This is a genomic window from Enterobacter sp. Lyrl_3 (assembly GCF_051948675.1).
Taxonomy (GTDB): Bacteria; Pseudomonadota; Gammaproteobacteria; order Enterobacterales; family Enterobacteriaceae; genus Enterobacter; species Enterobacter cloacae.
The window spans coordinates 201304-225366 of the sequence record NZ_JAYJLI010000004.1; the positions used below are offsets into that span (position 1 = coordinate 201304).

The 24063-nt window shown below is 55.7% G+C and carries 24 protein-coding genes and 1 other annotated feature; of the genes, 8 read left to right on the forward strand and 16 right to left on the reverse strand.

Translation table 11 applies throughout. From position 1 onward, the window contains the following. Window positions 1-16 precede the first annotated feature (16 nt). On the forward strand, window positions 17-790 hold the full coding sequence (gene yaaA / locus VF709_RS10815; protein ID WP_013095513.1) for a peroxide stress protein YaaA: 774 nt from the start codon (window positions 17-19) through the stop codon (window positions 788-790). A gap of 32 nt (window positions 791-822) precedes the next feature. Here yaaA and VF709_RS10820 read toward each other — a convergent pair whose 3' ends face one another. The 7 genes from VF709_RS10820 to yjjY all read right to left on the reverse strand — a co-directional run bounded on the left by VF709_RS10820 (window position 823) and on the right by yjjY (window position 7630). After that, a complete protein-coding gene (locus tag VF709_RS10820) occupies window positions 823-1116 on the reverse strand; it encodes a DUF2502 domain-containing protein (RefSeq protein ID WP_129252053.1) in 294 nt (97 codons plus the stop codon). 243 nt (window positions 1117-1359) lie between these two features. Next, on the reverse strand, window positions 1360-2646 hold the full coding sequence (thrC, locus tag VF709_RS10825; RefSeq protein ID WP_038418659.1) for a threonine synthase: 1287 nt from the start codon (window positions 2644-2646) through the stop codon (window positions 1360-1362). Between the two features lie 3 nt (window positions 2647-2649). Further along, window positions 2650-3579: a homoserine kinase gene (gene thrB / locus VF709_RS10830; protein ID WP_038418657.1), complete on the reverse strand. Its 930-nt coding sequence runs from the start codon at window positions 3577-3579 to the stop codon at window positions 2650-2652. Window position 3580: 1 nt separating this feature from the next. Next, complete coding sequence (thrA, locus tag VF709_RS10835; RefSeq protein WP_038418656.1) at window positions 3581-6043, reverse strand: bifunctional aspartate kinase/homoserine dehydrogenase I; 2463 nt, start codon at window positions 6041-6043, stop codon at window positions 3581-3583. Window positions 6044-6067: 24 nt separating this feature from the next. Beyond that, window positions 6068-6185 (reverse strand) — a sequence feature (Thr leader region). Continuing rightward, window positions 6124-6192 (reverse strand): thr operon leader peptide, encoded by a 69-nt coding sequence (gene thrL / locus VF709_RS10840; protein WP_015572623.1) that lies wholly within the window; start codon window positions 6190-6192, stop codon window positions 6124-6126. (Overlaps the previous feature by 62 nt.) 211 nt (window positions 6193-6403) lie before the next feature. After that, window positions 6404-7090 carry a tRNA/rRNA methyltransferase gene (locus tag VF709_RS10845; protein ID WP_038418655.1) on the reverse strand — a complete coding sequence of 229 codons (687 nt, stop codon included), beginning with the start codon at window positions 7088-7090 and terminating at the stop codon, window positions 6404-6406. 399 nt (window positions 7091-7489) lie between these two features. Continuing rightward, window positions 7490-7630, reverse strand: a complete 141-nt coding sequence (gene yjjY, locus VF709_RS10850; protein ID WP_001541509.1) for a protein YjjY — start codon at window positions 7628-7630, stop codon at window positions 7490-7492. A gap of 95 nt (window positions 7631-7725) precedes the next feature. Here yjjY and arcA point away from each other — a divergent pair, with 95 nt between their 5' ends. After that, window positions 7726-8442, forward strand: coding sequence for a two-component system response regulator ArcA (gene arcA, locus VF709_RS10855; protein WP_003856501.1), 717 nt, complete (start codon window positions 7726-7728; stop codon window positions 8440-8442). 46 nt (window positions 8443-8488) lie between these two features. Here arcA and creA read toward each other — a convergent pair whose 3' ends face one another. Continuing rightward, a complete protein-coding gene (gene creA, locus VF709_RS10860) occupies window positions 8489-8962 on the reverse strand; it encodes a protein CreA (RefSeq protein WP_040020122.1) in 474 nt (157 codons plus the stop codon). Window positions 8963-9173: 211 nt separating this feature from the next. On the opposite strand from creA, the gene robA reads away from it, so the two are divergent. Next, complete coding sequence (robA, locus tag VF709_RS10865) at window positions 9174-10043, forward strand: MDR efflux pump AcrAB transcriptional activator RobA (protein ID WP_013095505.1); 870 nt, start codon at window positions 9174-9176, stop codon at window positions 10041-10043. On the opposite strand, the gene gpmB is transcribed toward robA, so the two are convergent. Continuing rightward, window positions 10040-10687 carry a 2,3-diphosphoglycerate-dependent phosphoglycerate mutase GpmB gene (gene gpmB, locus VF709_RS10870; RefSeq protein ID WP_440231571.1) on the reverse strand — a complete coding sequence of 216 codons (648 nt, stop codon included), beginning with the start codon at window positions 10685-10687 and terminating at the stop codon, window positions 10040-10042. The two genes, robA and gpmB, sit on opposite strands and share 4 nt — an antisense overlap. A gap of 49 nt (window positions 10688-10736) precedes the next feature. Between gpmB and yjjX the strand changes: the two genes are divergently transcribed. Then, a complete protein-coding gene (gene yjjX / locus VF709_RS10875) occupies window positions 10737-11252 on the forward strand; it encodes an inosine/xanthosine triphosphatase (RefSeq protein WP_029882672.1) in 516 nt (171 codons plus the stop codon). Between the two features lie 27 nt (window positions 11253-11279). Here yjjX and trpR read toward each other — a convergent pair whose 3' ends face one another. Together trpR and sltY are read right to left on the reverse strand one after the other, a co-directional pair. Continuing rightward, window positions 11280-11609 (reverse strand): trp operon repressor, encoded by a 330-nt coding sequence (trpR, locus tag VF709_RS10880; protein WP_013095502.1) that lies wholly within the window; start codon window positions 11607-11609, stop codon window positions 11280-11282. A gap of 55 nt (window positions 11610-11664) precedes the next feature. Then, window positions 11665-13602, reverse strand: coding sequence for a murein transglycosylase (sltY, locus tag VF709_RS10885; protein ID WP_013095501.1), 1938 nt, complete (start codon window positions 13600-13602; stop codon window positions 11665-11667). A 227-nt stretch (window positions 13603-13829) separates the two neighbouring features. Between sltY and ettA the strand changes: the two genes are divergently transcribed. Next, on the forward strand, window positions 13830-15497 hold the full coding sequence (gene ettA, locus VF709_RS10890; RefSeq protein ID WP_013095500.1) for an energy-dependent translational throttle protein EttA: 1668 nt from the start codon (window positions 13830-13832) through the stop codon (window positions 15495-15497). A gap of 92 nt (window positions 15498-15589) precedes the next feature. Here ettA and VF709_RS10895 read toward each other — a convergent pair whose 3' ends face one another. Beyond that, window positions 15590-16489, reverse strand: a complete 900-nt coding sequence (locus tag VF709_RS10895; RefSeq protein WP_038418651.1) for a LysR family transcriptional regulator — start codon at window positions 16487-16489, stop codon at window positions 15590-15592. A 108-nt stretch (window positions 16490-16597) separates the two neighbouring features. On the opposite strand from VF709_RS10895, the gene VF709_RS10900 reads away from it, so the two are divergent. Beyond that, a complete protein-coding gene (locus VF709_RS10900) occupies window positions 16598-17599 on the forward strand; it encodes a zinc-binding alcohol dehydrogenase family protein (protein WP_149896537.1) in 1002 nt (333 codons plus the stop codon). Between the two features lie 116 nt (window positions 17600-17715). On the opposite strand, the gene nadR is transcribed toward VF709_RS10900, so the two are convergent. From nadR to serB, 3 genes are all read right to left on the reverse strand, one after another. Continuing rightward, window positions 17716-18948, reverse strand: coding sequence for a multifunctional transcriptional regulator/nicotinamide-nucleotide adenylyltransferase/ribosylnicotinamide kinase NadR (gene nadR / locus VF709_RS10905; protein ID WP_014830583.1), 1233 nt, complete (start codon window positions 18946-18948; stop codon window positions 17716-17718). Between the two features lie 35 nt (window positions 18949-18983). Beyond that, window positions 18984-20369, reverse strand: a complete 1386-nt coding sequence (radA, locus tag VF709_RS10910; protein ID WP_013095496.1) for a DNA repair protein RadA — start codon at window positions 20367-20369, stop codon at window positions 18984-18986. Between the two features lie 75 nt (window positions 20370-20444). Next, a complete protein-coding gene (gene serB, locus VF709_RS10915; RefSeq protein WP_440231574.1) occupies window positions 20445-21413 on the reverse strand; it encodes a phosphoserine phosphatase in 969 nt (322 codons plus the stop codon). A gap of 117 nt (window positions 21414-21530) precedes the next feature. On the opposite strand from serB, the gene VF709_RS10920 reads away from it, so the two are divergent. Continuing rightward, a complete protein-coding gene (locus tag VF709_RS10920) occupies window positions 21531-22175 on the forward strand; it encodes a YtjB family periplasmic protein (RefSeq protein WP_013095494.1) in 645 nt (214 codons plus the stop codon). Window positions 22176-22214: 39 nt separating this feature from the next. Next, window positions 22215-23231, forward strand: coding sequence for a lipoate--protein ligase LplA (gene lplA / locus VF709_RS10925; protein WP_038418649.1), 1017 nt, complete (start codon window positions 22215-22217; stop codon window positions 23229-23231). 61 nt (window positions 23232-23292) lie between these two features. Here lplA and deoD read toward each other — a convergent pair whose 3' ends face one another. Beyond that, window positions 23293-24015, reverse strand: coding sequence for a purine-nucleoside phosphorylase (gene deoD, locus VF709_RS10930; RefSeq protein ID WP_013095492.1), 723 nt, complete (start codon window positions 24013-24015; stop codon window positions 23293-23295). Between the last annotated feature and the right edge of the window lie 48 nt (window positions 24016-24063).

The window sequence follows — 24063 nt, forward strand, 5'->3', positions numbered from 1 at the left end:
CCTGCAAGGACTGGATATGCTGATTCTGATTTCACCTGCAAAAACGCTCGACTACCAGAGCCCGCTCGCGACCGAGCGTTATACCCAGCCTGAACTGCTGGACTACTCGCAACAGCTGATTCACGAGGCGCGTAAGCTCTCCGCGCCGCAAATCGCCTCGCTGATGAGCATCAGTGATAAGCTCGCCGATCTCAACGCGACCCGCTTCCATGAGTGGCATCCTGACTTTACTCCTGCGAATGCGCGCCAGGCGCTTCTGGCCTTCAAGGGCGATGTCTATACCGGCCTGCAGGCAGAAGAGTTCAGCGAAGCCGATTTCGATTTTGCCCAGCAGCATCTGCGTATGCTTTCAGGCCTGTACGGCGTGCTGCGCCCGCTGGATCTGATGCAGCCCTATCGTCTGGAGATGGGCATCCGCCTGGAAAACGCCAAAGGCAAAGATCTGTACCATTTCTGGGGCGACATTATCACCGATAAGCTGAACGCAGCCCTGCACGCGCAGGGGGATAACGTGGTGATTAACCTCGCCTCCGATGAATACTTCAAATCGGTGAAGCCGAAAAAGCTCGATGCGGAAATTATTAAACCGGTCTTCCTTGACGAGAAAAACGGCAAGTTTAAGGTCATCAGTTTCTATGCCAAAAAAGCGCGTGGCCTGATGAGCCGCTACATCATTCAAAACCGCCTGACGAAGCCAGAGCAGCTCACCGGATTCAACAGCGAGGGGTATTTCTTTGACGAGGAAGCGTCAGGGAAAGGGGAACTGGTGTTTAAGCGCCACGAACAGTAAAAAAACAACCCCGCCTGCTGGCGGGGTTTGTATTAGTGATGCTTCCAGTCCGGGCCTGGTCGGTGATCGTCGTGGCGGTGGTCATGACGATCGTAACGATCGCGATGCTCATCATGTGGACGCCAGTGGTTATCGCGCCACTCATAATGCGCCTTCCACCAGTCATGGTCGCGCCAGCGGCCGCCGTCCCAGTAATGGCCGTTATTATCCCGATCGCCAATCTGCAGTTTGACCGCCGGAACCAGGGTGATTTCGGATGCCTGTACCGCCATGGGAGCGACCAGCATCAGTGAAAGCGCAATCAGCGCAGGTTTCAGTTTAGACATCGGTGACTCCTTATGATTCTTACCCAACGTGGGCCGATGTAAGGAGATTACGTGAGGGGAACCGGGGATGTTATTCTCTGCAATCCTAAACGCTAAGTGACCGCATTTATTGGGAATTTCTGCTTTTTCCCTGCTATTTTTCTCCTTATTTTCTTCACAAAAAAGCCGGGTGATGCTTCGCTTACCCGGCCTACGATTGAGATTGTTGCAGGCCCGGTAAGCGCAGCGCCACCGGGCAAAAAATCACGCTCGGGTCATCATCAGCTTACGCAGCGCGGCAAAATCCGCTGGCAGCTCATGAGAGAGCAGCGGCAGGTCAGCGCGATCCGCCAGCTCTTTCGGCAGCGGCAGCGTTTCACCCAGAATCTCTTCCACGCTCTCTTTGAATTTTGCCGGATGCGCCGTCCCCAGGAACAGGCCATACTCGCCAGGATTAAGCTGGTCGCGCAGCGCACGGTAAGCAATCGCCGCATGCGGTTCAGAGGTATACCCCACCGCTTTCAGCTCACGCATAGTGCTTTTGGTGGTTTCATCGGTGACCGCCGCATAGCCCAGATCGCCCAGACGCCACACTTTACGGCGGAACAGCTCTTCCACGCGCGGCCAGTTGTTTGGCTGTGACACGTCCATCGCGTTAGAGAGCGTCGCCTGGGTCGCGTTCGGCGCCCATTTACCGTCTTTCAGGAAGCGTGGCACGGTGTCGTTGGCGTTGGTCGCCGCAATAAAGCGTTTCACCGGCAGCCCGAGGGATTTCGCCAGCAGGCCCGCGGTCAGGTCGCCAAAGTTTCCGCTCGGTACCGAAACCACCAGCTGATTACGCGCCTCTTGCGGCAGTTGGGCAACCGCTTCGAAGTAGTAGCAAATCTGCGCCAGCAGGCGGCTGATGTTAATGGAGTTAGCAGAGTTGAGCCCCAGCGCGACTTTCAGCTCTTCATCATCGAAGGCCTGTTTCACCAGTGCCTGACAGGCATCGAAGTCGCCATCTACCGCCACGGTTTCAATGTTACCGCCGAGGGTGCAGAACAGTTTTTCCTGGAGCGGGCTGATCTTGCCTTTCGGATAGAGGATCACCACGCGGACATTCTTCAGACCGTAAAAAGCATGCGCCACGGCGGCACCGGTATCCCCGGAGGTGGCGGTCAGAATGGTGACCGGCTTGTCGCCGCTGATGTGGGTAAGCATCTGCGCCATAAAGCGGCCGCCGAAGTCTTTAAACGCCAGCGTTGGGCCGTGGAACAGCTCCAGACAGCCCACATCCGGCTCAACCTGCTGAACCGGTGCCGGGAAGGCGAACGCCGCACGTACGCGCTCTTCCAGCAACTCCTGCGGGATTTCGTCGCCGATAAACGCAGACAAAATTTTTGTGCTGCGAGTGACAAAGTCCTGCTTCAGCAGCTCATCAATGTCGGTCAGCGGGAATTCAGGGAGATCGTGAGGGAAGAACAGCCCCTGATTTTTGCCCAGTCCCTGAGTCACCGCCTGCGCGAAGCTGACCTGCTCGTTATGATCTTTCAGATTGTAGAGTTTCATTCGTTATCCCAGTACTCGTGCGCCAGCCGTGTCCAGACGGCAAATATGAACAAAGCCTTCCTGATTTTGCAGGTAGTGTTTAGAGAGCCAGTCCGCCACGCGCTGCGCGGTGTCTGGCTTATCGCACAGGGCGAACAGCGTCGGGCCGGAGCCGGAGATGCCGCACGCCTGCGCGCCAATATCAAGCGATGCCAGTCGCGCCTCATTAAAGCCAGGCAGCAACTTCGTACGATACGGTTCGGCAATCACATCTTTCATCAATTTCGCCGCCAGCTGTGGCTGACGGGTATAACAGGCGTGAATAAAGCCTGCCAGGTGACGTCCGTGGGCGATGCAGTCCTGACGACGATACTGCGCAGGCAGGATCGCACGTGCTTCCGCGGTAGAAACTTTGATACCCGGGTAGGCCAGCACCCACAGCCACTCATCAAACCCTGGCACCTGCTGGCTGATGATGCCATTTTCTTCGATCATCAACTGCATACCGCCGAGGAAACACGGCGCGACGTTATCGTAGTGGATACTGCCAGAGATGCGGCCTTCCAGCTCACCCATTAACCCCAGCAGACGGCTATTGTTCAGGGGTTTGCCACAGTGCTCATTCATCGCCACCAGCGCGGCCACAACAGAGCAGGCACTTGATCCCAGGCCAGAGCCAATCGGCATACTTTTTTCCAGTGTCATGGCGACCGGCACGTTTTTCCCGATCTCCTGACAGAAACGCTCCCAGCACTGATAGACAATATTCTCGCGCGGTTCGGACGGCAGCTTGCTGGCAAAACGTCCCACGTTATTCAGGCTGAAGCTTTCTGCTGCTTCCACCGTGACCGTATCGCCCAATAGTGAACCGTCCACCGGCGTCACCGCCGCACCCAGCACATCAAACCCGACGCTCATATTGGCGCTGGAAGCCGGGGCATAAACTTTGACCATGTTAAACTCCTAACTTCCATGACAGGGTACGCAGCAGATCGGCAAACACACCCGCCGCCGTAACATCGTTCCCTGCGCCATAGCCGCGAAGCACCAGCGGCAATGGCTGATAATAGTGGCTGTAAAACGCCAGGGCGTTTTCGCCGTTTTTGACTTTGTACAGCGGATCGTTGCCATCGACTTCGGCAACCTTCACCCGGCACACGCCATCTTCTTCAATGTTGCCAACATAGCGCAATACCTTACCTTCATCACGGGCTTTCGCCACGCGTGCGGCAAAAGCGTCATCCAGCTGCGGTAACTTGTCCATAAAGGCGCTGACGTCACCGCTGCTGTCAAATTCAGCCGGCAGCACGGGTTCTATCACGATATCGGAAAGCTCCAGCTCACGGCCCGTTTCGCGCGCCAGAATAAGCAGTTTGCGCGCCACATCCATACCGGAGAGATCGTCACGCGGATCCGGCTCGGTGTAGCCCAGTTCACGCGCGGCGCGGGTTGCTTCTGAGAGGCTCATCCCTTCATCCAGCTTACCGAAAATAAAGGACAGCGAGCCGGAGAGAATGCCGGAGAAACGTTGCAGTTCGTCGCCCGCGTTCAGCAGGTTCTGCAGGTTTTCGATAACCGGCAGGCCCGCCCCCACGTTAGTGTCGTACAGGAACTTGCGGCGCGATTTGCTCGCCGCCAGACGCAGCTGGTGATAGTAATCCATCGACGAGGTGTTGGCCTTTTTGTTCGGCGTGACCACATGGAAGCCTTCGCGCAGGAAGTCCGCGTACTGATCGGCAACCGCCTGGTTCGACGTACAATCGACAATCACCGGGTTCAGCAGGTGATACTCTTTCACCAGACGGATCAGACGCCCCAGGTTGAACGGCTCTTTTGCCTCGTTCAACTCGGCCTGCCAGTTTTCCAGGTTCAGCCCGTGAACGTTGGTCAGCAGCGCTTTTGAGTTGGCGATCCCGCAGACGCGCAGATCGATATGCTTCTTCTTCAACCACTCCTGCTGACGCTTCACCTGCTCCAGCAGCGCACCGCCAACGCCGCCCACGCCAATCAGGAACAGCTCAATCACCTGATCGGTGTTGAACAGCATCTGATGAACCACGCGTACGCCGGTAGTCGCGTCATCGTTATCAACCACCACCGAAATAGAACGCTCGGATGAGCCCTGGGCAATGGCCACGATATTAATATTGGCGCGCGCCAGCGCGGCAAAGAACTTGGCGGAGATACCGCGCAGCGTGCGCATACCGTCGCCAACCACGGAGATAACCGCAAGACGTTCCTGAATGGATAATGGCTCCAGCAGCTCTTCTTTCAGCTCCAGATAGAACTCTTCTTCCAGCGCACGACGGGCGCGCAGACAGTCACCCTGCGGCACGCAGAAGCTGATGCTGTATTCCGATGAGGACTGGGTGATCAGCACCACAGAGATCCCATTGCGTGACATTGCGGCAAACACGCGCGCCGCCATGCCAACCATCCCTTTCATACCAGGCCCGGAGACGCTGAACATTGCCATGTTGTTGAGGTTAGAGATACCTTTCACCGGCAGGCCATCTTCGTCGGTGCTGGCGCCAATCAGCGTGCCAGGCGCTTGCGGGTTACCGGTATTTTTAATCAGGCAAGGGATCTGGAACTGGGCAATGGGGGAGATGGTACGAGGGTGAAGCACTTTCGCGCCGAAGTAGGAAAGCTCCATCGCCTCCTGGTAAGACATCGACTTCAGCAGCCTGGCGTCCGGTACCTGGCGCGGGTCGCAGGTGTATACGCCGTCAACGTCAGTCCAGATCTCGCAACAGTCCGCGCGTAAACAGGCGGCCAGCACGGCAGCAGAGTAATCAGAGCCGTTACGGCCCAGTACCACCAGTTCACCCTTTTCATTGCCGGCGGTGAAGCCCGCCATCAGGATCATATGGTCAGAAGGAATTTTGCTCGCAGCGATGCGGCGGGTTGATTCAGCAATATCAACGGTGGATTCGAGGTAGTGGCCCACCGCCAGCAGTTTTTCAACCGGATCAATCACCGTGACGTGATGCCCGCGCGCTTCCAGCAGGCCCGCCATGATGGCGATAGAGAGTTTCTCACCGCGGCAAATTAACGCCGCGTTGATGCTGTCCGGGCACTGACCCAGCAGGCTGATACCGTGCAGCACATGTTTAATCTGGGCAAATTCTTGTTCTACGAAGGCTTTCAGCTGTACGAGCGGGAAACCTGGCTGTGCCTCCGCCAGCCCCTGAAGCAGCTCGGCGAAGATACGCTCGGCATCGCTAATGTTCGGAAGTGCATCCTGACCGCCAATGGTCTTTTCAATCATCGCCACCAGGTGGTTAGTGATTTTTGCCGGCGCAGAGAGAACGGTCGCGACCTGTCCCTGCCTGGCGTTGCTCTCCAGGATATCGGCAACACGCAGAAAGCGTTCTGCATTTGCCACTGATGTACCGCCGAACTTCAACACTCGCATGGTTCTACCTCGTTTCCTTTAGCCGAAAAAAAAGCCCGCACTGTTCAGGTGCGGGCTTTTTTCTGTTTTTCCTGTACGCGTCAGCCCGCATCGTTACCTGTGGTAATGATGATGGTTGTGGTAATGGTGGTGATGCTGATGCGTTTCATGGATGTTGTGTACTCTGTCATTATTATCTGTCTGTGCTGTATTCTTTTAGGGTTAAAGGATCGGGCACCTTAAGTCAATGAATTTTTAATTTGATCACAATTCAGCGTATTCTTACGTCCCGCTGCGTGCAGATTTATTTTCATCCGATTCCGCCAGAGGCAACCCTTAACTTCAGACGCTTACGCCATAGTAAAAACTTATGGCAGCATTTTACTCGGCTAATTTTTTTTCGATATCGTGCAGCAAACGGTGCAGCATTGCCGTATCGCGCTGCTCCAGACGCCCAAGACGCTGCTGCAGCCAGTCAGCCATTTTTTGGTCATCCGCCACGCCAAGTTGCATCAGCAGGTTGTCAACGCGCGTACGCAGCGCGGCCAGCTGGTTTTCGTCGGTACCCACCGCTGGCGGTTGAGGAATTTGTATTAAGGACGCTAATTGATAACAATAGACCATCACCGCCTGGCCTAAATTCAGGGACGGGTAATCCGCGACCATTGGAGCCCCCGTCAGCACATCCGCGAGCGCCAGTTCGTCGTTTGTTAATCCTGAATCTTCCCGCCCAAACACCAGCGCCGCTTTTTCCAGCCACTGGCTTTTCTCGCTCAGCATCGGTACCAGTTCCGCTGGCGTGGCGTAATAGTGGAACTTCGCCCGACTGCGCGCCGTGGTCGCAACGGTAAACGAAATATCGTGCAGCGCGTCGGCGAGCGTGTCGTAAGTGGTTATATTATCAAGAATATCGCCCGACCCGTGCGCCACCCAACGCGCCGCGGGCTCCAGGTGAGCAGCGCTGTCCACAATACGCAAATCGGTGAACCCCATGGTCTTCATGGCACGCGCCGCAGCGCCTATATTTTCAGCTCTGGCTGGCGCGACCAGTACAATCGACAGATGCATTTATGCTCTCTTTTTAATCAGTTAGCGGGGATTAATGTGATGCGCGTCAACATATTACGCGGCGTGAATTTACAATTTTGCAACACAAATCACCGAAATAGCGTTTCATAACAAATTAAAAGCGCTAAACTATTTTGTAGCTGAACAATCATTTAGAATGTTAACAGAACCTGATTATCCTTATGTTTTATAATGATAATGACAGGGTGAATACGCGATTTAAGTTGGATTCGTAACGTTTATCAATCAAGATCCGCAACTAGTTGGTTTATTGAAAAATTGTGACAAAGGCTAGCATTTAGCTATGATGATTTCATCAAACTGTTAACGTGCTACAATTGAACTTGATATATGTCAACGAAGCGTAGTTTTATTGGGTGTCAGGTGTCACTTAGCCTGTTATGTTGCTGTTAAAATGGTTAGGATGACAGCCGTTTTTGACACTGTCGGGTCCAAAGGGAAAGTACCCACGACCAAGCTAATGATGTTGTTGACGTTGATGGAAAGTGCATCAAGAACGCAATTACGTACTTTAGTCACGTTAGCCCGGTCATGTTAATTTGCGACATGCATCAGGCAGGTCAGGGACTTTTGTACTTCCTGTTTCGATTTAGTTGGCAATTTAGGTAGCAAACATGCAGACCCCGCACATTCTTATCGTTGAAGACGAGTTGGTAACACGCAACACGTTGAAGAGCATTTTCGAAGCAGAAGGCTACGATGTCTTTGAAGCGACCGATGGCGCAGAGATGCATCAGATCCTTTCTGAAAATGATATTAACCTGGTCATTATGGATATCAATCTGCCAGGTAAAAACGGCCTTCTGCTGGCGCGCGAACTGCGTGAACAGGCGAACGTCGCATTAATGTTCCTGACAGGCCGTGATAACGAAGTTGATAAGATCCTTGGCCTGGAAATCGGTGCGGATGACTACATCACCAAACCGTTTAACCCACGCGAGTTAACCATTCGTGCACGCAACCTGCTGTCCCGCACCATGAACCTGGGCACCGTCAGCGAAGAGCGTCGTAGCGTAGACAGCTACAAATTCAACGGCTGGGAACTCGATATCAATAGCCGTTCACTGATCAGCCCGAACGGTGAGCAGTATAAACTGCCGCGCAGTGAATTCCGCGCGATGCTGCACTTCTGTGAAAACCCGGGCAAAATTCAGTCCCGTGCAGAACTGCTGAAGAAAATGACCGGCCGTGAACTGAAGCCACACGACCGTACTGTAGACGTGACCATCCGTCGTATTCGTAAACATTTCGAATCTACGCCAGATACGCCGGAAATCATCGCCACGATCCACGGCGAAGGCTATCGTTTCTGCGGTGACCTGCAGGAGTGATCCCGCAGTCAACACCATAAAAAACGGCGCGAAAGCGCCGTTTTTTTTATTCCCGCCACGGCATAATCGGCACCGCGCTAATCGCGTTTTTCGGTGAGCCTTCCACTACTTTGTCGGAGTAAGCAAGGTAGGCCAGGGTGTTACGTTTAGCATCGTAAAAACGCACCACCTGCAGCTTTTTGAAGACCAGCGACGTCCGTTTCTGGAACACCACATCCCCCTGCGCTTTGCCGTTTTTGATTTTGTCGCTCAGTTCAACCGGCCCGACCTGCTGGCAGGAGATGGCCGCATCGGATGTATCCTCGGCCAGTCCCAGACCGCCTTTAATCCCCCCGGTTTTTGCCCGGCTAACGTAGCAGGTGACGTTTTTCACATCCGGATCGTCAAACGCCTCCACCACAATTTTGTGGTCCGGCCCAAACATTTTAAACACGGTGTCGACAGAACCAATCTGTTCCGCCTGCGCCGCGCGGCCCGCTATCAGCAGTAAGGCTGTTAAGAGCAATGTCTTATATTTCATATTGTTACCATTTCTTAATATTACGTTGAGCGATTATTCAACACGTTAGACAAAAATGTAGCAAGATCACAGGATTAGAATATATTCACCCAAAACGCAGGACAAAAAGCATTAATGAGCAAAAAAAACACTGAATGCTAAAACATCAAAAAATGCTATTATCCGCTAACCTGTTATCAGGCACCTGCTGTTTTAAGGATGAGGATAGTATATGGATCAGGCTGGAATTATTCGCGACCTGCTAACCTGGCTGGAAGGTCATCTTGACCAGCCTTTGTCACTGGATAATGTGGCGGCTAAAGCAGGCTATTCCAAGTGGCATCTGCAAAGGATGTTCAAGGATGTCACCGGTCATGCTATCGGTGCCTATATTCGCGCACGTCGTTTATCTAAATCTGCGGTGGCCTTACGCCTGACCGCGCGGCCCATTCTTGATATTGCCCTGCAGTATCGTTTCGACTCGCAACAAACGTTCACCCGAGCCTTTAAAAAACAGTTCTCGTTGACGCCAGCACTCTATCGCCGTTCACCTGACTGGAGCTCATACGGTATGCGCCCGCCGCTGCGTCTGGGCGAGTTCGCCATGCCGAAGTACGAAATCATTACCCTGCCGGAAACCCATTTGATCGGTACGACACAGAGCTACACCTGTTCTCTGGAGCAGATTTCTGAGTTCCGCCATCAAATGCGCGTTCAGTTCTGGCGCGACTTCCTGAGCCATGCCCCGGCGATCCCGCCTATCCTGTATGGTCTCAACGAAACGCATCCAAGCCAGGAAAAAGACGACGAGCAGGAGGTGTTCTACACCACCGCGTTAACGCCGGAGATGGCCAATGGCTATATTCAGGGCTCTAAACCGGTCGTGCTGGAAGGCGGAGAGTATGTGATGTTCTCCTACGAAGGGCTGGGAACGGGCGTACAGGAATTCATCCTGACCGTTTACGGAACATGCATGCCTATGCTGAACCTGAATCGCCGTAAAGGTCAGGATATTGAGCGCTACTACCCGGCAAGCGATGCAAAACCGGAAGAAGGCCCCATTAATCTGCGGATGGAATTCTTAATCCCGATCCGTCGTTAGCGCTGCAGTTCATCCAGTGCAGGGGCATCAAGATGCGAAATGTCCCCTGCCATCTCAACGACCCATCCCGACGCCAACCACGCGCTTTCCTGATAATCAATACGGGAAATAGAGCAGTTGCGCAGACGCAAACGGCGCTCCGCATAGGCCGGTAACCCCAGAATGGTGCTGACCAGACATCCCAGCGCAATCCCGTGACTCACCAGCAGTGGACGGCTTCCGGCGGGCATCTTCAGGCATTCCGCCAGCGCAGCATGCATACGCACGCTCAGCTCCTGCATGGATTCGCCCTCAGGGATACGGCCATCTTCGGTACCGTTAACCAGCGTGCGGCGCCAGCCCTCTTCCGTTTCCGTCAGCGTATCGATATGGCGTTTTTCGAGCACCCCCATATCCAGCTCGCGCAGGCGCGGTTCAAGCAGCACATCACAACCACAGGCATCAGCAATTATGCGCGCCGTCTGCTGCGTGCGACCTAGATCGCTGGTGATGACATGGGTAATGCCCAGCGTTCTGGCACGTTCTGCCACCTGCCACGCTTGCTGCACACCCTTTTCAGTGAGAGGACTGTCGGACTGGCCTTGAATACGTCGCTCGGCGTTCCACTGCGTTTCACCGTGGCGAACAAGGTATACCTGTAACATGCTTTTTTTCCGTTATACTGCGATGAGTTTTTTTGAATCGAGCTTAATTATGCACCATGTTGTCTCTGCTACCACCAATCCTGCCAAAATTCAGGCAATTCTAAGGGCATTTGAAGAGATTTTCGGCGAAGGATCCTGCCATATTGATGCCGTCGGCGTCGAGAGTGGCGTTCCTGAACAGCCGTTTGGCAGCGAAGAAACGCGCGCTGGCGCACGAAATCGCGTGTTAAATGCGAAAGCGGCCGCACCCGATGCCGACTTCTGGGTCGCCATTGAAGCGGGAATTGACGAGGGCGCGACATTTAGCTGGGTGGTTATCGAAAGCCGTGAACAGCGCGGTGAAGCACGCTCGGCCACCCTGCCGCTGCCGGACATCATTCTGGAAAAAGTGCGCGCAGGCGAAGCGCTCGGGCCAGTGATGTCGCAATACACCGGCATTGATGAAATAGGCCGTAAAGAAGGAGCGATTGGCGTCTTTACTGCTGGCGCGCTTACGCGCTCAAGCGTTTACCATCAGGCAGTGATCCTGGCGTTAAGCCCGTTCCATAACGCCATTTATCGTTGAACGTGTAGGCCGGATAAGGCGCAGCCGTCATCCGGCGTTTTTCAGCAATACCGCTTCCAGCCACTGACGCAGCTCAACCGGCGCAGACTTCAGGCTGTTTGAACCGCGGGTGATCGTCGCGATCCCCGCGCCCAGCTCGTTTTTGAGCTCACGCTGGCTCATCTCACCGCGCAGTAACTCTTCGATGATCCGCACGCGCGTGCCCAACGCCTCACGCTCGTCCGGCGTCAGCATCAGTTGCAGCAGGGGTAAATGCAGATCCTGGTCGTAAGACTGGCGGAGCAACTCCACAAAACGAAGCCACTCCTGATGACGTTGTTCGGCCAGTGCCGAGGAATACGGGGAATGCTGGGTCATGTTATGCCGCCTGTTGTACTCATTAACGAGTACAGCATAACACAACCCATCCCAATCAGTAACGTCTCTGCCACTCCGCATCGCTCATCAGGGTATCTTTTTGCCCCATGAAGTAACGGTAATAGGCATCATACGCCAACACGTTCTTCACGTAGCCGCGCGTTTCTGAGAACGGAATGCTCTCGACAAACGCCACGGCGTCGATGCGTCCGGCGCTGTTACCCAGCCAGGTACGCACACGCCCTGGGCCCGCGTTATACGCCGCAGAGGCGAAAATGCGGTTGTTACCAAACTGCTGATAGACGTACTGCAGATAGCTGGTACCAATGTTGATGTTGGTATCCGGATCCAGCAGCTGTGATGGACTGCTGTATCCCGGGATATTAAACATCTTCACCGTATGCGTCGCCGTGCCCGGCATAATCTGCATCAGGCCGCTGGCCCCTACCGGGGAACGGACTTTCGGGTTCCAGGCGCTCTCCTGACGGGCAATCGCCATGGCATAGCTTTGCGGAATATCTTTACCGCTGGTGTAGCGATCGAACAGATCTTTGTAGGCCAGCGGGAAACGTTCTTCGAGATGATCCCACAGCTTGCCAGCGATCGTCGCCTGAACGCTCAGATCCCACCAGTGGTTATCAAAGGCGTAACGGGCAAGTTGGGCTTTCTCATCCGTTGTGCGGCTGGTGACCAGATTCGCCCACTCGCTACGGGCGGTGTTGTCCATATTCCAGTACATCAGCTCGCGCACGCGCGCCATTTCCGGCCCCTGGGTCAACGCCGGGCTGGCGTTACCCGGCGCTTTATCAATGCGGAAGGTGTACTCCTCACCCAGACGCTGCGCGGCCACCATCGGGTAGAAGCCTCGCTGCTGCATCAGCGCGTGGAGGATCTCTTTGGCTTCGTCATCGCGTCCCCGCTCCATCAGCAGATCCGCCTGCCAGTAGCGCCATTCGTCTTTCTCTTTGGCTTCCATCGGCAGACGCGCAAGCCAGGTATTAAGGCCTTTACGATCGCCCGTCCCCAGCGCCATACGCACGCGACGTTCCACCAGCGACGTGGAGTTGGAGCGCATAATGGCATCGTCCCGCCAGCGGGCCTGTTCGTCGGTTACGTCCGAGCCCATCAGTCTCCACGCCACGATGTCGCGCAGTTCCTGGGTTTGCTCTTCATTGAGCTGCTGTGCCTGCACCAGCTGCGGGATCATCAGCCGCGCGTTTTCGACATCGTCACGCGCCACGCTGGCAAAGGCCACCGCCGCCATCTGTCGGGTAAAATCGGTCGCTCCCGTGCTGCGGGCAAAGGTCAGAACGCTGTTGGGGTCATTTGCCAGCGACATCACGGCCGTGGAAATAGTCTGGTAATCCGACGGCATTTGACCCGCCAGAGCCATCACCAGACGCGTGTTTCCGGCTTTCATCGCCAGACGGATACGTTCAAGGTAAGCCAGCGGATCCTGTTTACCGGAAGCACGCCAGGCACCAAAGAGCGAATCACAGGCGTTCGGCTGGCTTTTCCCGGTCAGCCACAGCTCTTTTGCCCCGGCCCAGGCTTCCTCCTGCTGACCGGTGGCCCATTTTGCATAGTAATAGTTACACTGGGCTTCCGTGGTGTTCGGTTTTTCCGGGCTGAACGCCAGCAGTCCGCGCCAGTCTTCACGACGCGCCAGCTCGTTTACAAAACGAGACTGCAGGTTCCGGGCGGGCGGCAGGGTCGGGTTCGCCTGAATGAAGTTATTCACGGTGACCGTGGGTTGATTCATGAGATCGTCAGTAATCTGGCGATACTCCAGATAGGGATAGAGAGGATAGTCTTTCAGCGTCGGCATCAACGCCTGCACAGTATCCATCTGTTTGTTGTCCCACGCCTGTTTAATCTGGGCGTAGCGGTTACGTTGTTCATCCAGTGAATCGGCATGCACCGCCTGGCTTACCGCCATTACGCATACGCTGGCCGCCAGCAGACGCCAGACCACCCGTTTGGCTTTTTCCACAAGCTCTTCCTCATTGTTTTTTCGTCAATTGCAGCGTCTTGCCACGTCAAAGTCTAATTAACTTATGCTAACCAGGCATCCCGGAACGCGCCACGTTACGGACACTTTTTTACCTTTCCTGCGCGTTTTAACACTCCCGACGTTCCTGGCTGGGATTAGGACGGGAAAAAGGCTACACTTCGAGGCTGAAATTCCTTTTCATCACGATAAAAGAGGCGAAGTCCAACGTGGCTCAATTCGTTTATACCATGCATCGTGTCGGCAAAGTGGTACCGCCGAAACGTCATATTCTTAAAAATATCTCGCTGAGCTTCTTCCCGGGCGCAAAAATCGGTGTTCTGGGCCTCAACGGTGCCGGTAAGTCCACCCTGCTGCGCATCATGGCCGGCATCGATACAGACATCGAAGGTGAAGCCCGTCCGCAACCAGGCATCAAAATTGGCTACCTGCCGCAGGAACCTCAGCTGAACCCTGAACACACCGTTCGTGAATCGGTTGAAGAAGCGGTATCCGAAGTGGTTAACGCGCTGAAAGGTCTGGATGAAGTGTATGCCAAATACGCCGAGCCAGATGCGGACTTCGATAAACTGGCCGCTCAGCAAGGCAAATTTGAAGAGATTATCCAGGCGCACGACGGTCACAACCTGAACGTGCAGCTGGAGCGCGCCGCTGACGCCCTGCGTCTGCCGGACTGGGATGCGAAAATCGCCAACCTCTCCGGTGGTGAGCGTCGCCGCGTGGCGCTGTGCCGTCTGCTGCTGGAAAAACCAGACATGCTGCTGCTCGACGAACCCACTAACCACCTGGATGCGGAATCCGTGGCGTGGCTGGAACGCTTCCTGCACGACTTCGAAGGTACCGTGGTGGCGATCACCCACGACCGTTACTTCCTCGACAACGTGGCGGGCTGGATCCTGGAGCTGGACCGCGGCGAGGGTATCCCATGGGAAGGCAACTACTCTTCCTGGCTGGAGCAGAAAGATCAGCGTCTGGCGCAGGAAGCGTCTGCTGAAGCAGCACGCCGTAAGTCTATTGAGAAAGAGCTGGAATGGGTACGTCAGGGCACGAAGGGCCGTCAGTCTAAGGGCAAAGCCCGTCTGGCACGCTTCGAAGAGCTGAACAACACCGAATACCAGAAACGTAACGAAACCAACGAACTGTTTATTCCACCTGGCGCGCGTCTGGGGGATAAAGTGGTCGAAGTCAGCAACCTGCGTAAATCTTACGGTGACCGCGTGCTGATCGACGATCTCTCCTTCTCCGTACCGAAGGGTGCCATCGTCGGTATCATCGGTCCGAACGGCGCGGGTAAATCCACCCTGTTCCGTATGATGTCCGGTCAGGAGCAGCCAGACAGCGGTTCTATCACCCTGGGTGAAACGGTGAAACTGGCGTCCGTTGACCAGTTCCGTGACGCAATGGATAACAGCAAAACCGTGTGGGAAGAAGTGTCCGGCGGGCTGGATATCATGCGTATCGGCAACACCGAGATGCCAAGCCGTGCCTACGTGGGCCGCTTTAACTTCAAAGGTACCGATCAGGGTAAACGCGTCGGCGAGTTGTCTGGTGGTGAGCGTGGTCGTCTGCATCTGGCGAAGCTGCTGCAGGTTGGCGGTAACGTACTGCTGCTCGATGAACCAACCAACGACCTCGACATCGAAACCCTGCGCGCGCTGGAAAACGCCCTGCTGGAGTTCCCGGGCTGTGCCATGGTTATCTCGCACGACCGTTGGTTCCTTGACCGTATCGCCACCCACATTCTGGATTACCAGGACGAAGGTAAGGTAGAGTTCTTCGAAGGTAACTTCACCGAATACGAAGAGTACAAGAAACGCACGCTGGGCGCAGACGCACTGGAGCCGAAGCGTATTAAGTACAAGCGTATTGCGAAATAAAAGTAAAACGGCAACTTCGGTTGCCGTTTTTTTATCTTTGTGCCCTCTCCCCGTGGGAGAGGGTCAGGGTGAGGGCAACAGGCCGCACATAATCACCCACCCACGTAAAACCGCTTCACCTCATCAAACTGCATCGCAAAGTCGATATAGCTCATCAGCGCAGGCGAATTGAGCTTACGGCTCGGATAGGCGAGCCAGAGATCGTTTCCTTCAACGTTCCACTCCGGTAGCACCTGCACCAGCGCCCCTTTTTCAATTTTATCTTCCAGCAAAAAAGCGGGTAAGAGTGTGATTCCCGCACCAGCTACCGCGCACTCACGAGCATACACAAGATTATCCGTCATATGCGCATTGTCCGGCAGATAGCGGTAATCCTCACTCTCGCTTTGCAGGAGCCATTCAGACCAGGCCTTGTGGGTAATACAGCGGTGATCCACCAGCTGGCGGGGATGATACAGCGGCTCCCGGCGTGCCAGGTATTCCGGTGAGGCCAGCATATAGCGCGGGCAGTGGCCAATCATGCGGCCAATCAGCGAGGAGTCCTGCGGTTTACCGGTACGCAGCGCCACGTCAAAGCCAGACTCCACCAGATCGAGCACATCGTCAGAAATAGAGACATCCAGTGAAACGTCAGGATAGCGGAGCTGAAACTCGGCATTCAGGTGTGCCAGTAATGTCGCGCCAATGCCCGCCGGGCAGGTGATGCGAAGCCGTCCGCTGGGGTTTTCACGCAGCCGCTGAATGGCATACTCCGCCCTTTCACTGGCCGCCAGCATCTCGCGACAATGCACCAGATAGTGCTCCCCCGCAAAGGTCAGATTCAGCCTGCGCGTGGTGCGGTTCAGCAGGCGGATCCCCACCTGCTGCTCAAGCTGGCTAATCCGCTGGCTAACGCTGGATTTCGGCAGGTCTGCTTTCTGCGCTGCGGCGGTAAAACTCCCCATCTCCGCCACCAGCGCAAACAGCGCCATATCCTGCAGCTGTTTAAACATGATTGTTCACCCCATACGAACACTCCGTTCTTGATTGTCCATCTTATCATGCGCATGACCACTTAATAGACTAGCCTCAACAAAACGCATTCCATTGAGGAGTTAATCATGTCTGTTAAAGCCATTGCCGTTAATCCTGAAAATCCCGCAGCTTTTATTGAGATCACCCAACCGATGCCACAGCCCGGTGAACACGATCTGCTGGTGGAAGTAAAAGCCGTTTCCATCAACCCGGTCGATACTAAAGTGCATGCGAGTCTTGTTAAAAACGGCCTGCAGGCGCCACGCATTCTCGGCTGGGATGCCAGCGGTGTCGTCAAAGCGGTGGGGACAAGCGTCACCGGTTTCAAACCGGGCGACGAAGTGTGGTACGCCGGCGACATTACCCGTCCGGGCAGTAATGCCACGCACCAGCTGATTGATGCGCGTATTGTCGGACACAAACCGACAAGCCTTGGCTGGGATGCCGCTGCCGCATTGCCGCTGACCGCGCTCACCGCCTGGGAAGGGCTGTTTGAGCGCCTGAATATTCAGGATGCCGGGTCGGACAAAACGCTGCTGATCATCGGCGGTGCCGGCGGCGTAGGCTCCCTTGCGATCCCGTTTGCGAAGCACAACAGCAAGGTCAGGGTCATCGCCACCGCGTCGCGGGAAGACTCAGCCCAGTGGTGTCGCGATCGCGGCGCGGATCTGGTGGTGAATTATCACGATCTGCAAGGTGAACTGGCCAAACAGGGCATCACCTTTGTGGATTATATTTTCATCCTCAATGATACCGATGGCCACTGGGACGCGGTCAGCGAACTGATTGCGCCGCAGGGACACATCTGCTCCATCGTCGAAAATGCGCACCCGCTGAACCAGGACAAGCTGAAATCCAAATCCGCCGCCCTGCACTGGGAATTCATGTATACCCGTAGCATGTACCAGACTGCCGATATGGGGCGTCAGGGCGAGATCTTAAACGAGGTGGCGAAGCTGGTAGATAACGGCGTGGTGGAGAGTTCGCTCAGCGAAACGCTGCACGGGCTGAGCGTGGAAAGCATTACCGAGGCCCACCGCAAAGTGCTGGACGGGCATATGCGCGGGAAGGTGGTGGTTGCGTTCTGAGTGGATAATTCCCCCTCACCCTGCCCTCTCCCCACGGGGGAGAGGGTAAAGACAGCTCCGTACGATCCCCTCTCCCCCATGGGGAGAGGGTTAGGGAGAGGGGCAAGCCTGTGACTTTACCCCTGCTCCCCCATCATCTCCTTCACCAGCTCGACGCAGCGCAGGAAACGGGTGTCGTAATCCGACGCTTCAACGTGGACAAACTCCACGTTGTTCTCATGAAGCATCTCTACCAGCATCGTCTGGAACTCTTTTCTGTCCACTGAGCTACCGAGGCTGCGCATCCCGTCGGCGACCCACGGCGTGTTGTTTTCCAGCAGTATCACCAGGTCGAAGCGATATTCATCGATCAGCGCCTGTACGAACGGGTGCTCGCGTCCTTCATACTTCTTACAGAAGGCTTGTGTGGTGACAAAATCGGTGTCGATGAAGGCCACTTTGTTGGCGTATTTCACCGCGAAATCAATGTACTGAGCATGGCCTAGCGCGATTTTGTCGTAATCAGAATACTGCAGCGCCATCTCGTCTCCCCCCAGATGGGAAAAGACATAATCACGTCCGTATTCCCACGCGCTGGTAGTATTGAAGATATTTGCCAGCTTGTTGACCAGCGTCGATTTCCCGCTGGATTCACCGCCCAGAATCGCAACTGTGCGCACAAAGAACGGCTTCACTTCGGTCGGGATGTAATCCCAGTAGCGGAACGGGTTTTCGCGGATCTGCGCCCCGCTGATGTTCATGAATGTACGCTTCGGATCGATCAGCACCGTTTCAATGCCCAGATGCTCGCGGAACTGCGGTGCGTCGGACTCTTCAGAGGTATAGATCCAGTTGGGCGCAATGCCCTTCTCTTCCATAAACGCTTTAATGCCGTTGCTCCACACGTCCCAGCCGTGTGGATACGGCTCCATGCCCTCTTCGTTAAAGGCATGAATGCGAATGTTTTTCTGATATTTGAAGGTCTGAAGCAGCCAGCGCAGGCGATCCGGCACCGTCGGCTGCTGCGACATGGCGCTGTCTTCAAACAACTGACGGTCACGGGTTTCATCGTAACCCATGATGATGTGCAGCTCGTCGACCTGGCTACAGGCGCGCTGGATCAGGTAGATATGGCCGGTATGCAACGGGTAAAACTTACCAAACACCACGCCGATGTTCTTTTGCATACGCGGGAATTCAAGCCCCAGAAAGCGATGTAACGCTTCCAGCTTTTGCGCGCTGGGGCTTTTGATTTTGGCGTTCAGCAACTGGCTAAGATAGCCTTTCGTCATGCCGCTGGCGTCAGCCACCTGCTGTAGCGTGCAGCCTTTCTGACGGATTGCGGTCTTGATGTAGTCAAATGATGACATAAATTACGGTGCCTCCTGCAAAATCGAATACGTAATTATAAGTCGTCAAAGACATTTAACGCATCTGCGAGTTTTTTAACGCCAAAGACCTGCATCCCTTCGGGGATCTTCTTCGGCACGTTGGCCGCCGGCACAATCGCCCGGCGGAAGCCATGTTTCGCCGCCTCGGAGATGCGCTCCTGGCCGCTGGGCACCGGGCGGATCTCCCCGGCCAGCCCCACTTCGCCGAAAACCACCAGATCCTGCGGCAGCGGTCTGTCGCGCAGACTGGAGACCATCGCCAGCAGCAGCGCCAGATCGGCACTGGTCTCTGAAACTTTCACGCCCCCGACCACGTTGACGAAGACGTCCTGATCGGCCATTTGCAGGCCACCATGACGGTGTAGCACCGCCAGCAGGATCGCCAGACGGTTCTGTTCCAGACCGACCGCCACGCGCCGCGGATTACCCATCATCGAGTGATCCACCAGCGCCTGAATTTCAACGAGCAGCGGGCGCGTCCCCTCCCATAGCACCATCACCGAACTGCCGGAGGTGACTTCATCTCCCCGGCTCAGGAAGATGGCCGACGGGTTGCTGACTTCGCGCAGCCCCTGCTCGGTCATGGCAAATACGCCTAGCTCGTTCACCGCACCAAAGCGGTTTTTGTGGCTGCGCAGGGTACGGAAGCGGGAGTCTGCGTCGCCGTCCAGCATCACGGAGCAGTCGATACAGTGCTCAAGCACTTTTGGCCCCGCCAGCGAGCCGTCTTTGGTGACATGGCCGACCATGACGATCGCCACGCCGCGCGTTTTGGCAAAGCGCGTCAGATACGCGGCGGTCTCACGCACCTGCGCCACGCTGCCCGGCGAGGACTGAATATCCGCCATGTGCATCACCTGGATGGAGTCAATCACCATCAGCTTCGGCTGCTCTTCTTCGGCAATCATGCAGATCTGCTCAATGCTGGTTTCCGACAGCATATTCAGATTGCCGGTAGGTAACCCCAGACGGTGTGCTCGCATCGCCACCTGCTGCAGGGACTCTTCGCCGGTGACGTACAGGGTTTTCATCTGCTCGGCAAGCTTGCAGAGCGTTTGCAGCAGCAGGGTCGATTTACCCGCTCCCGGGTTACCGCCGATCAGGATCGCACTGCCCGGCACCACGCCGCCGCCAAGCACGCGGTCAAATTCTTTGAAGCCGGTGGAGAAGCGCGGCAACGCTTCCAGACTGATCTCTGACAGTTTTTGGACTTTTGCCACACCGGCATTACCCGCATAGCCGCTCAGGCGTTCATTGCGGGCCACACTCGGCGAAGCCGCCACACCACGCACTTCGGTGATGGTGTTCCAGGCATGACAGGCGCTGCATTGCCCCTGCCAGCGCGGATAATCCGCACCACATTCATTACAGACAAATGCGCGTTTTGGGGCTTTAGCCACGGTTTACCTCGTTATTTCAGTGCGGCCTGCGCGCCGGGTGGCGCTAACGCTTACCCGGCCTACAATCGCATACCGTTATTTCTGATTCAGGCTGCCGGAGAGGATGCAGAACACCCCCATCAGGTCAGCGTGACGGATTGTCACTTCCGTCTTTTCATTCACTTTTGGCTTGGCATGGTAGGCAATGCCAAGACCGGCAACTTTGATCATCGGCAGATCGTTTGCGCCATCGCCAATGGCAACGGTCTGGGCAACCGGAATTTCATATTTCTCGGCCAGTCGGCTCAGCGTATTGGCTTTATACTGCGCATCCACGATATCGCCGAGCACCTGCCCGGTCAGCTTACCGTCCATGATCTCCAGCTCGTTGGCGACCACGGTGGTCAGATGCAGTTTTTCCCGCAGGTAATCCGCGAAGAAGGTAAAGCCACCGGAAGCGATCGCCACTTTCCAGCCCAGCGACTGGAACTTCAGCACCAGTTGCGTCAGCCCGGGCATCAGCGGCAGTTCATCGCGCACCTGACGCAGGATATTGGCATCGGCCCCTTTGAGGGTCGCCACGCGCTGTCTCAGGCTGGCAGTAAAATCCAGCTCGCCGCGCATCGCGCGCTCGGTCACTTCCGCCACCAGCTCGCCGCTGCCCGCCAGTTTGGCAATCTCATCGATACACTCAATCTGGATGGCGGTAGAGTCCATATCCATCACCAGCAGACCCGGCGTTTTCAGATGGGGGATTTTACCCAGCGGGGCAACGTCCAGCCCGGCGTCGTGCGCCAGACGCGTCGCGCGCTGCGTCAGGGAACCGGCCAGGCGAATGACCTGATAATCTTCCACACACCAGGCGGCGACAATCACCATCGCCGCACCCAGTTTAGTTTGATATTGGGTAAGGCGTTGCTTATCCAGGCCGCGTCCGTACAGCAGCCAGCCGCTACGGCCAGCGTGGTAATCCAGAGGCATCACCTCATCGCCACTTAAAGAGAGCGGCAATCCTGGCCATAAAGAGACATCCGTTGGCAGGTCGCACCAGGTAATGTTCGGCATTGAAGCTCCTGTAATTTCGTTCGCGCCGGAAGGTTCCAGAGGGAAAATAACGCATGAGGCTACCCTGTAACCATCACTTCTGGCAACATTAAGCCGTAAATTTTCAGCAGGTGGAATATGGCTCGCGCAAAACTGAAATTCCGGCTTCATCGTGCCGTGATCGTCCTTTTCTGTCTCGCCCTGTTAGTGGTGCTGATGCAAGGGGCGTCGTGGTTTAGCCAGAATCATCAACGGCAACGGAATCCGCAGTTTGAGGAGCTGGCCCGCACGCTGGCGCGTCAGGTTACGCTTAACGTCGCGCCCGCTATGCGTACCGAAACGCCGGATGACAAACGCATCAGCCAGGTTTTGCGTCAGTTAACCGAGAACAGCCGTATCCTGGATGCCGGTGTCTACGATGAAAAAGGCGATCTGATTGCCCGCGCGGGCGAGCATGTCGACGTACGCGACAGGCTGGCGCTGGACGGTAAAAAAGCCGGGGGCTACTTTAACCAGCAGATCGTCGAACCTATTCAGGGCAAAAATGGTCCGCTGGGGTATCTGCGCCTGACGCTCGACACCCATACCCTGCCCACGGAAGCCAAACAGGTGGATAACACCACCAATATACTCCGTCTGATGCTCCTGCTCTCCCTCGCCATTGGCGTGGTACTGGCCCGCACCTTGCTGCAGGGTAAGCGCACTCGCTGGCAGCAGTCGCCCTTCCTGCTGACCGCCAGTAAATCCGTTCCTGAAGACGAAGAGAGCGAAAAGAAAGATTAGTGATAAAGTAGGCTGATGATTCGGAAAAGGAACTCTGCCATGACGACGTTACGCCTGCTGCTCTCTGACTCTTACGATCCGTGGTTTAATCTTGCGGTAGAAGAGTGCATCTTCCGCCAGATGCCCGCCACCCAACGCGTGCTGTTTCTCTGGCGCAACGCCGACACGGTGGTCATTGGCCGCGCGCAGAATCCGTGGAAAGAGTGTAACACCCGGCGTATGGAAGAGGACAACGTCCGTCTGGCGCGCCGCAGCAGCGGCGGTGGTGCGGTATTCCACGATCTGGGCAATACCTGCTTTACCTTTATGGCGGGTAAGCCGGAATACGACAAGACCATCTCAACGTCCATTGTTCTCAACGCGCTCAATTCGCTCGGCGTGACGGCAGAAGCCTCCGGACGTAACGATCTGGTGGTCAAAACGCCAGACGGAGATCGCAAAGTGTCAGGCTCAGCCTATCGCGAAACACTGGATCGCGGCTTCCACCACGGCACCCTTCTTCTTAACGCCGATCTCAGCCGTCTGGCGAACTACCTGAATCCCGACAAGAAAAAACTGCAGGCCAAAGGGATCACTTCCGTGCGGGGGCGCGTGGCCAACCTGGTTGAGCTACTGCCAGACATCACTCACGCGCAAATCTGCAAGGCGATCCAGGAAGCCTTCTTTGCCCATTACGGTGAGCGCGTAGAGGCAGAGGTGATCTCCCCGGATAAAACCCCGGATCTGCCCAATTTCGCCGAAACCTTTGCCCGTCAGAGCAGCTGGGAGTGGAACTTTGGCCAGGCGCCTGCCTTTTCGCATCTGCTGGACGAACGCTTTACCTGGGGCGGCGTGGAGCTGCACTTTGACGTAGAGAAAGGTCATATCACCCGCACGCAGGTATTTACGGACAGCCTTAACCCGGCGCCGTTAGAGGCGCTGGCGGCTCGTTTGCAGGGCTGTTTGTATCGGGCGGATATGCTGCAGCAGGAATGCGATGCGTTGATCGGGGATTTCCCGGGGCAGGAAAATGAGCTGAGGGAGTTGTCAGCGTGGATTGCACGGGCCGTGCGCTAGGTGCGGCCTGGTGCTCTCACCCCAACCCTCTCCCACAGGGAGAGGGCCGGAAGAGACAGAATTACTCTTTATCGCCCAGCAGAACGGATTCCAGCGCGATTTTGATCATGTCGTTGAAGGTGGTCTGACGCTCAGCAGCCGTGGTCTGCTCGTGGGTACGGATGTGGTCAGACACGGTGCAGATGGTCAGCGCTTTCGCACCGAACTCAGCCGCGACGCCGTAGATGCCCGCCGCTTCCATTTCCACGCCCAGGATGCCGTATTTTTCCATCACGTCGAACATCTCGCCGCCGTCCGGCGCATAGAACAGATCCGCGGAGAACAGGTTACCCACGCGAGCATCAACGCCCAGCGCTTTAGCCGCGTCAACCGCGTTACGCACCATGCCGAAGTCAGCAATCGCCGCGAAGTCGTGATCTTTGAAACGCATACGGTTGACTTTGGAATCGGTGCAGGCACCCATACCAATCACCACGTCACGCAGTTTAACGTCCATGCGCACCGCGCCGCAGGAGCCAACACGGATGATTTTCTTCACGCCGAAGTCGGTGATCAGCTCTTTGGTGTAGATGGAGCAGGATGGGATACCCATACCGTGGCCCATCACGGAGATTTTGCGGCCTTTGTACGTTCCGGTGAAGCCCAGCATGCCGCGAACGTTGTTCACTTCACGCACGTCTTCCAGGAAAGTTTCTGCAATGTGTTTCGCGCGCAGCGGGTCGCCCGGCATCAATACGACGTCAGCGAAATCACCCATTTCTGCGTTAATGTGAGGAGTTGCCATCTTCAGTTCCTTTTCATTGTAAATTCGCCCTCTCCCCGTGGGAGAGGG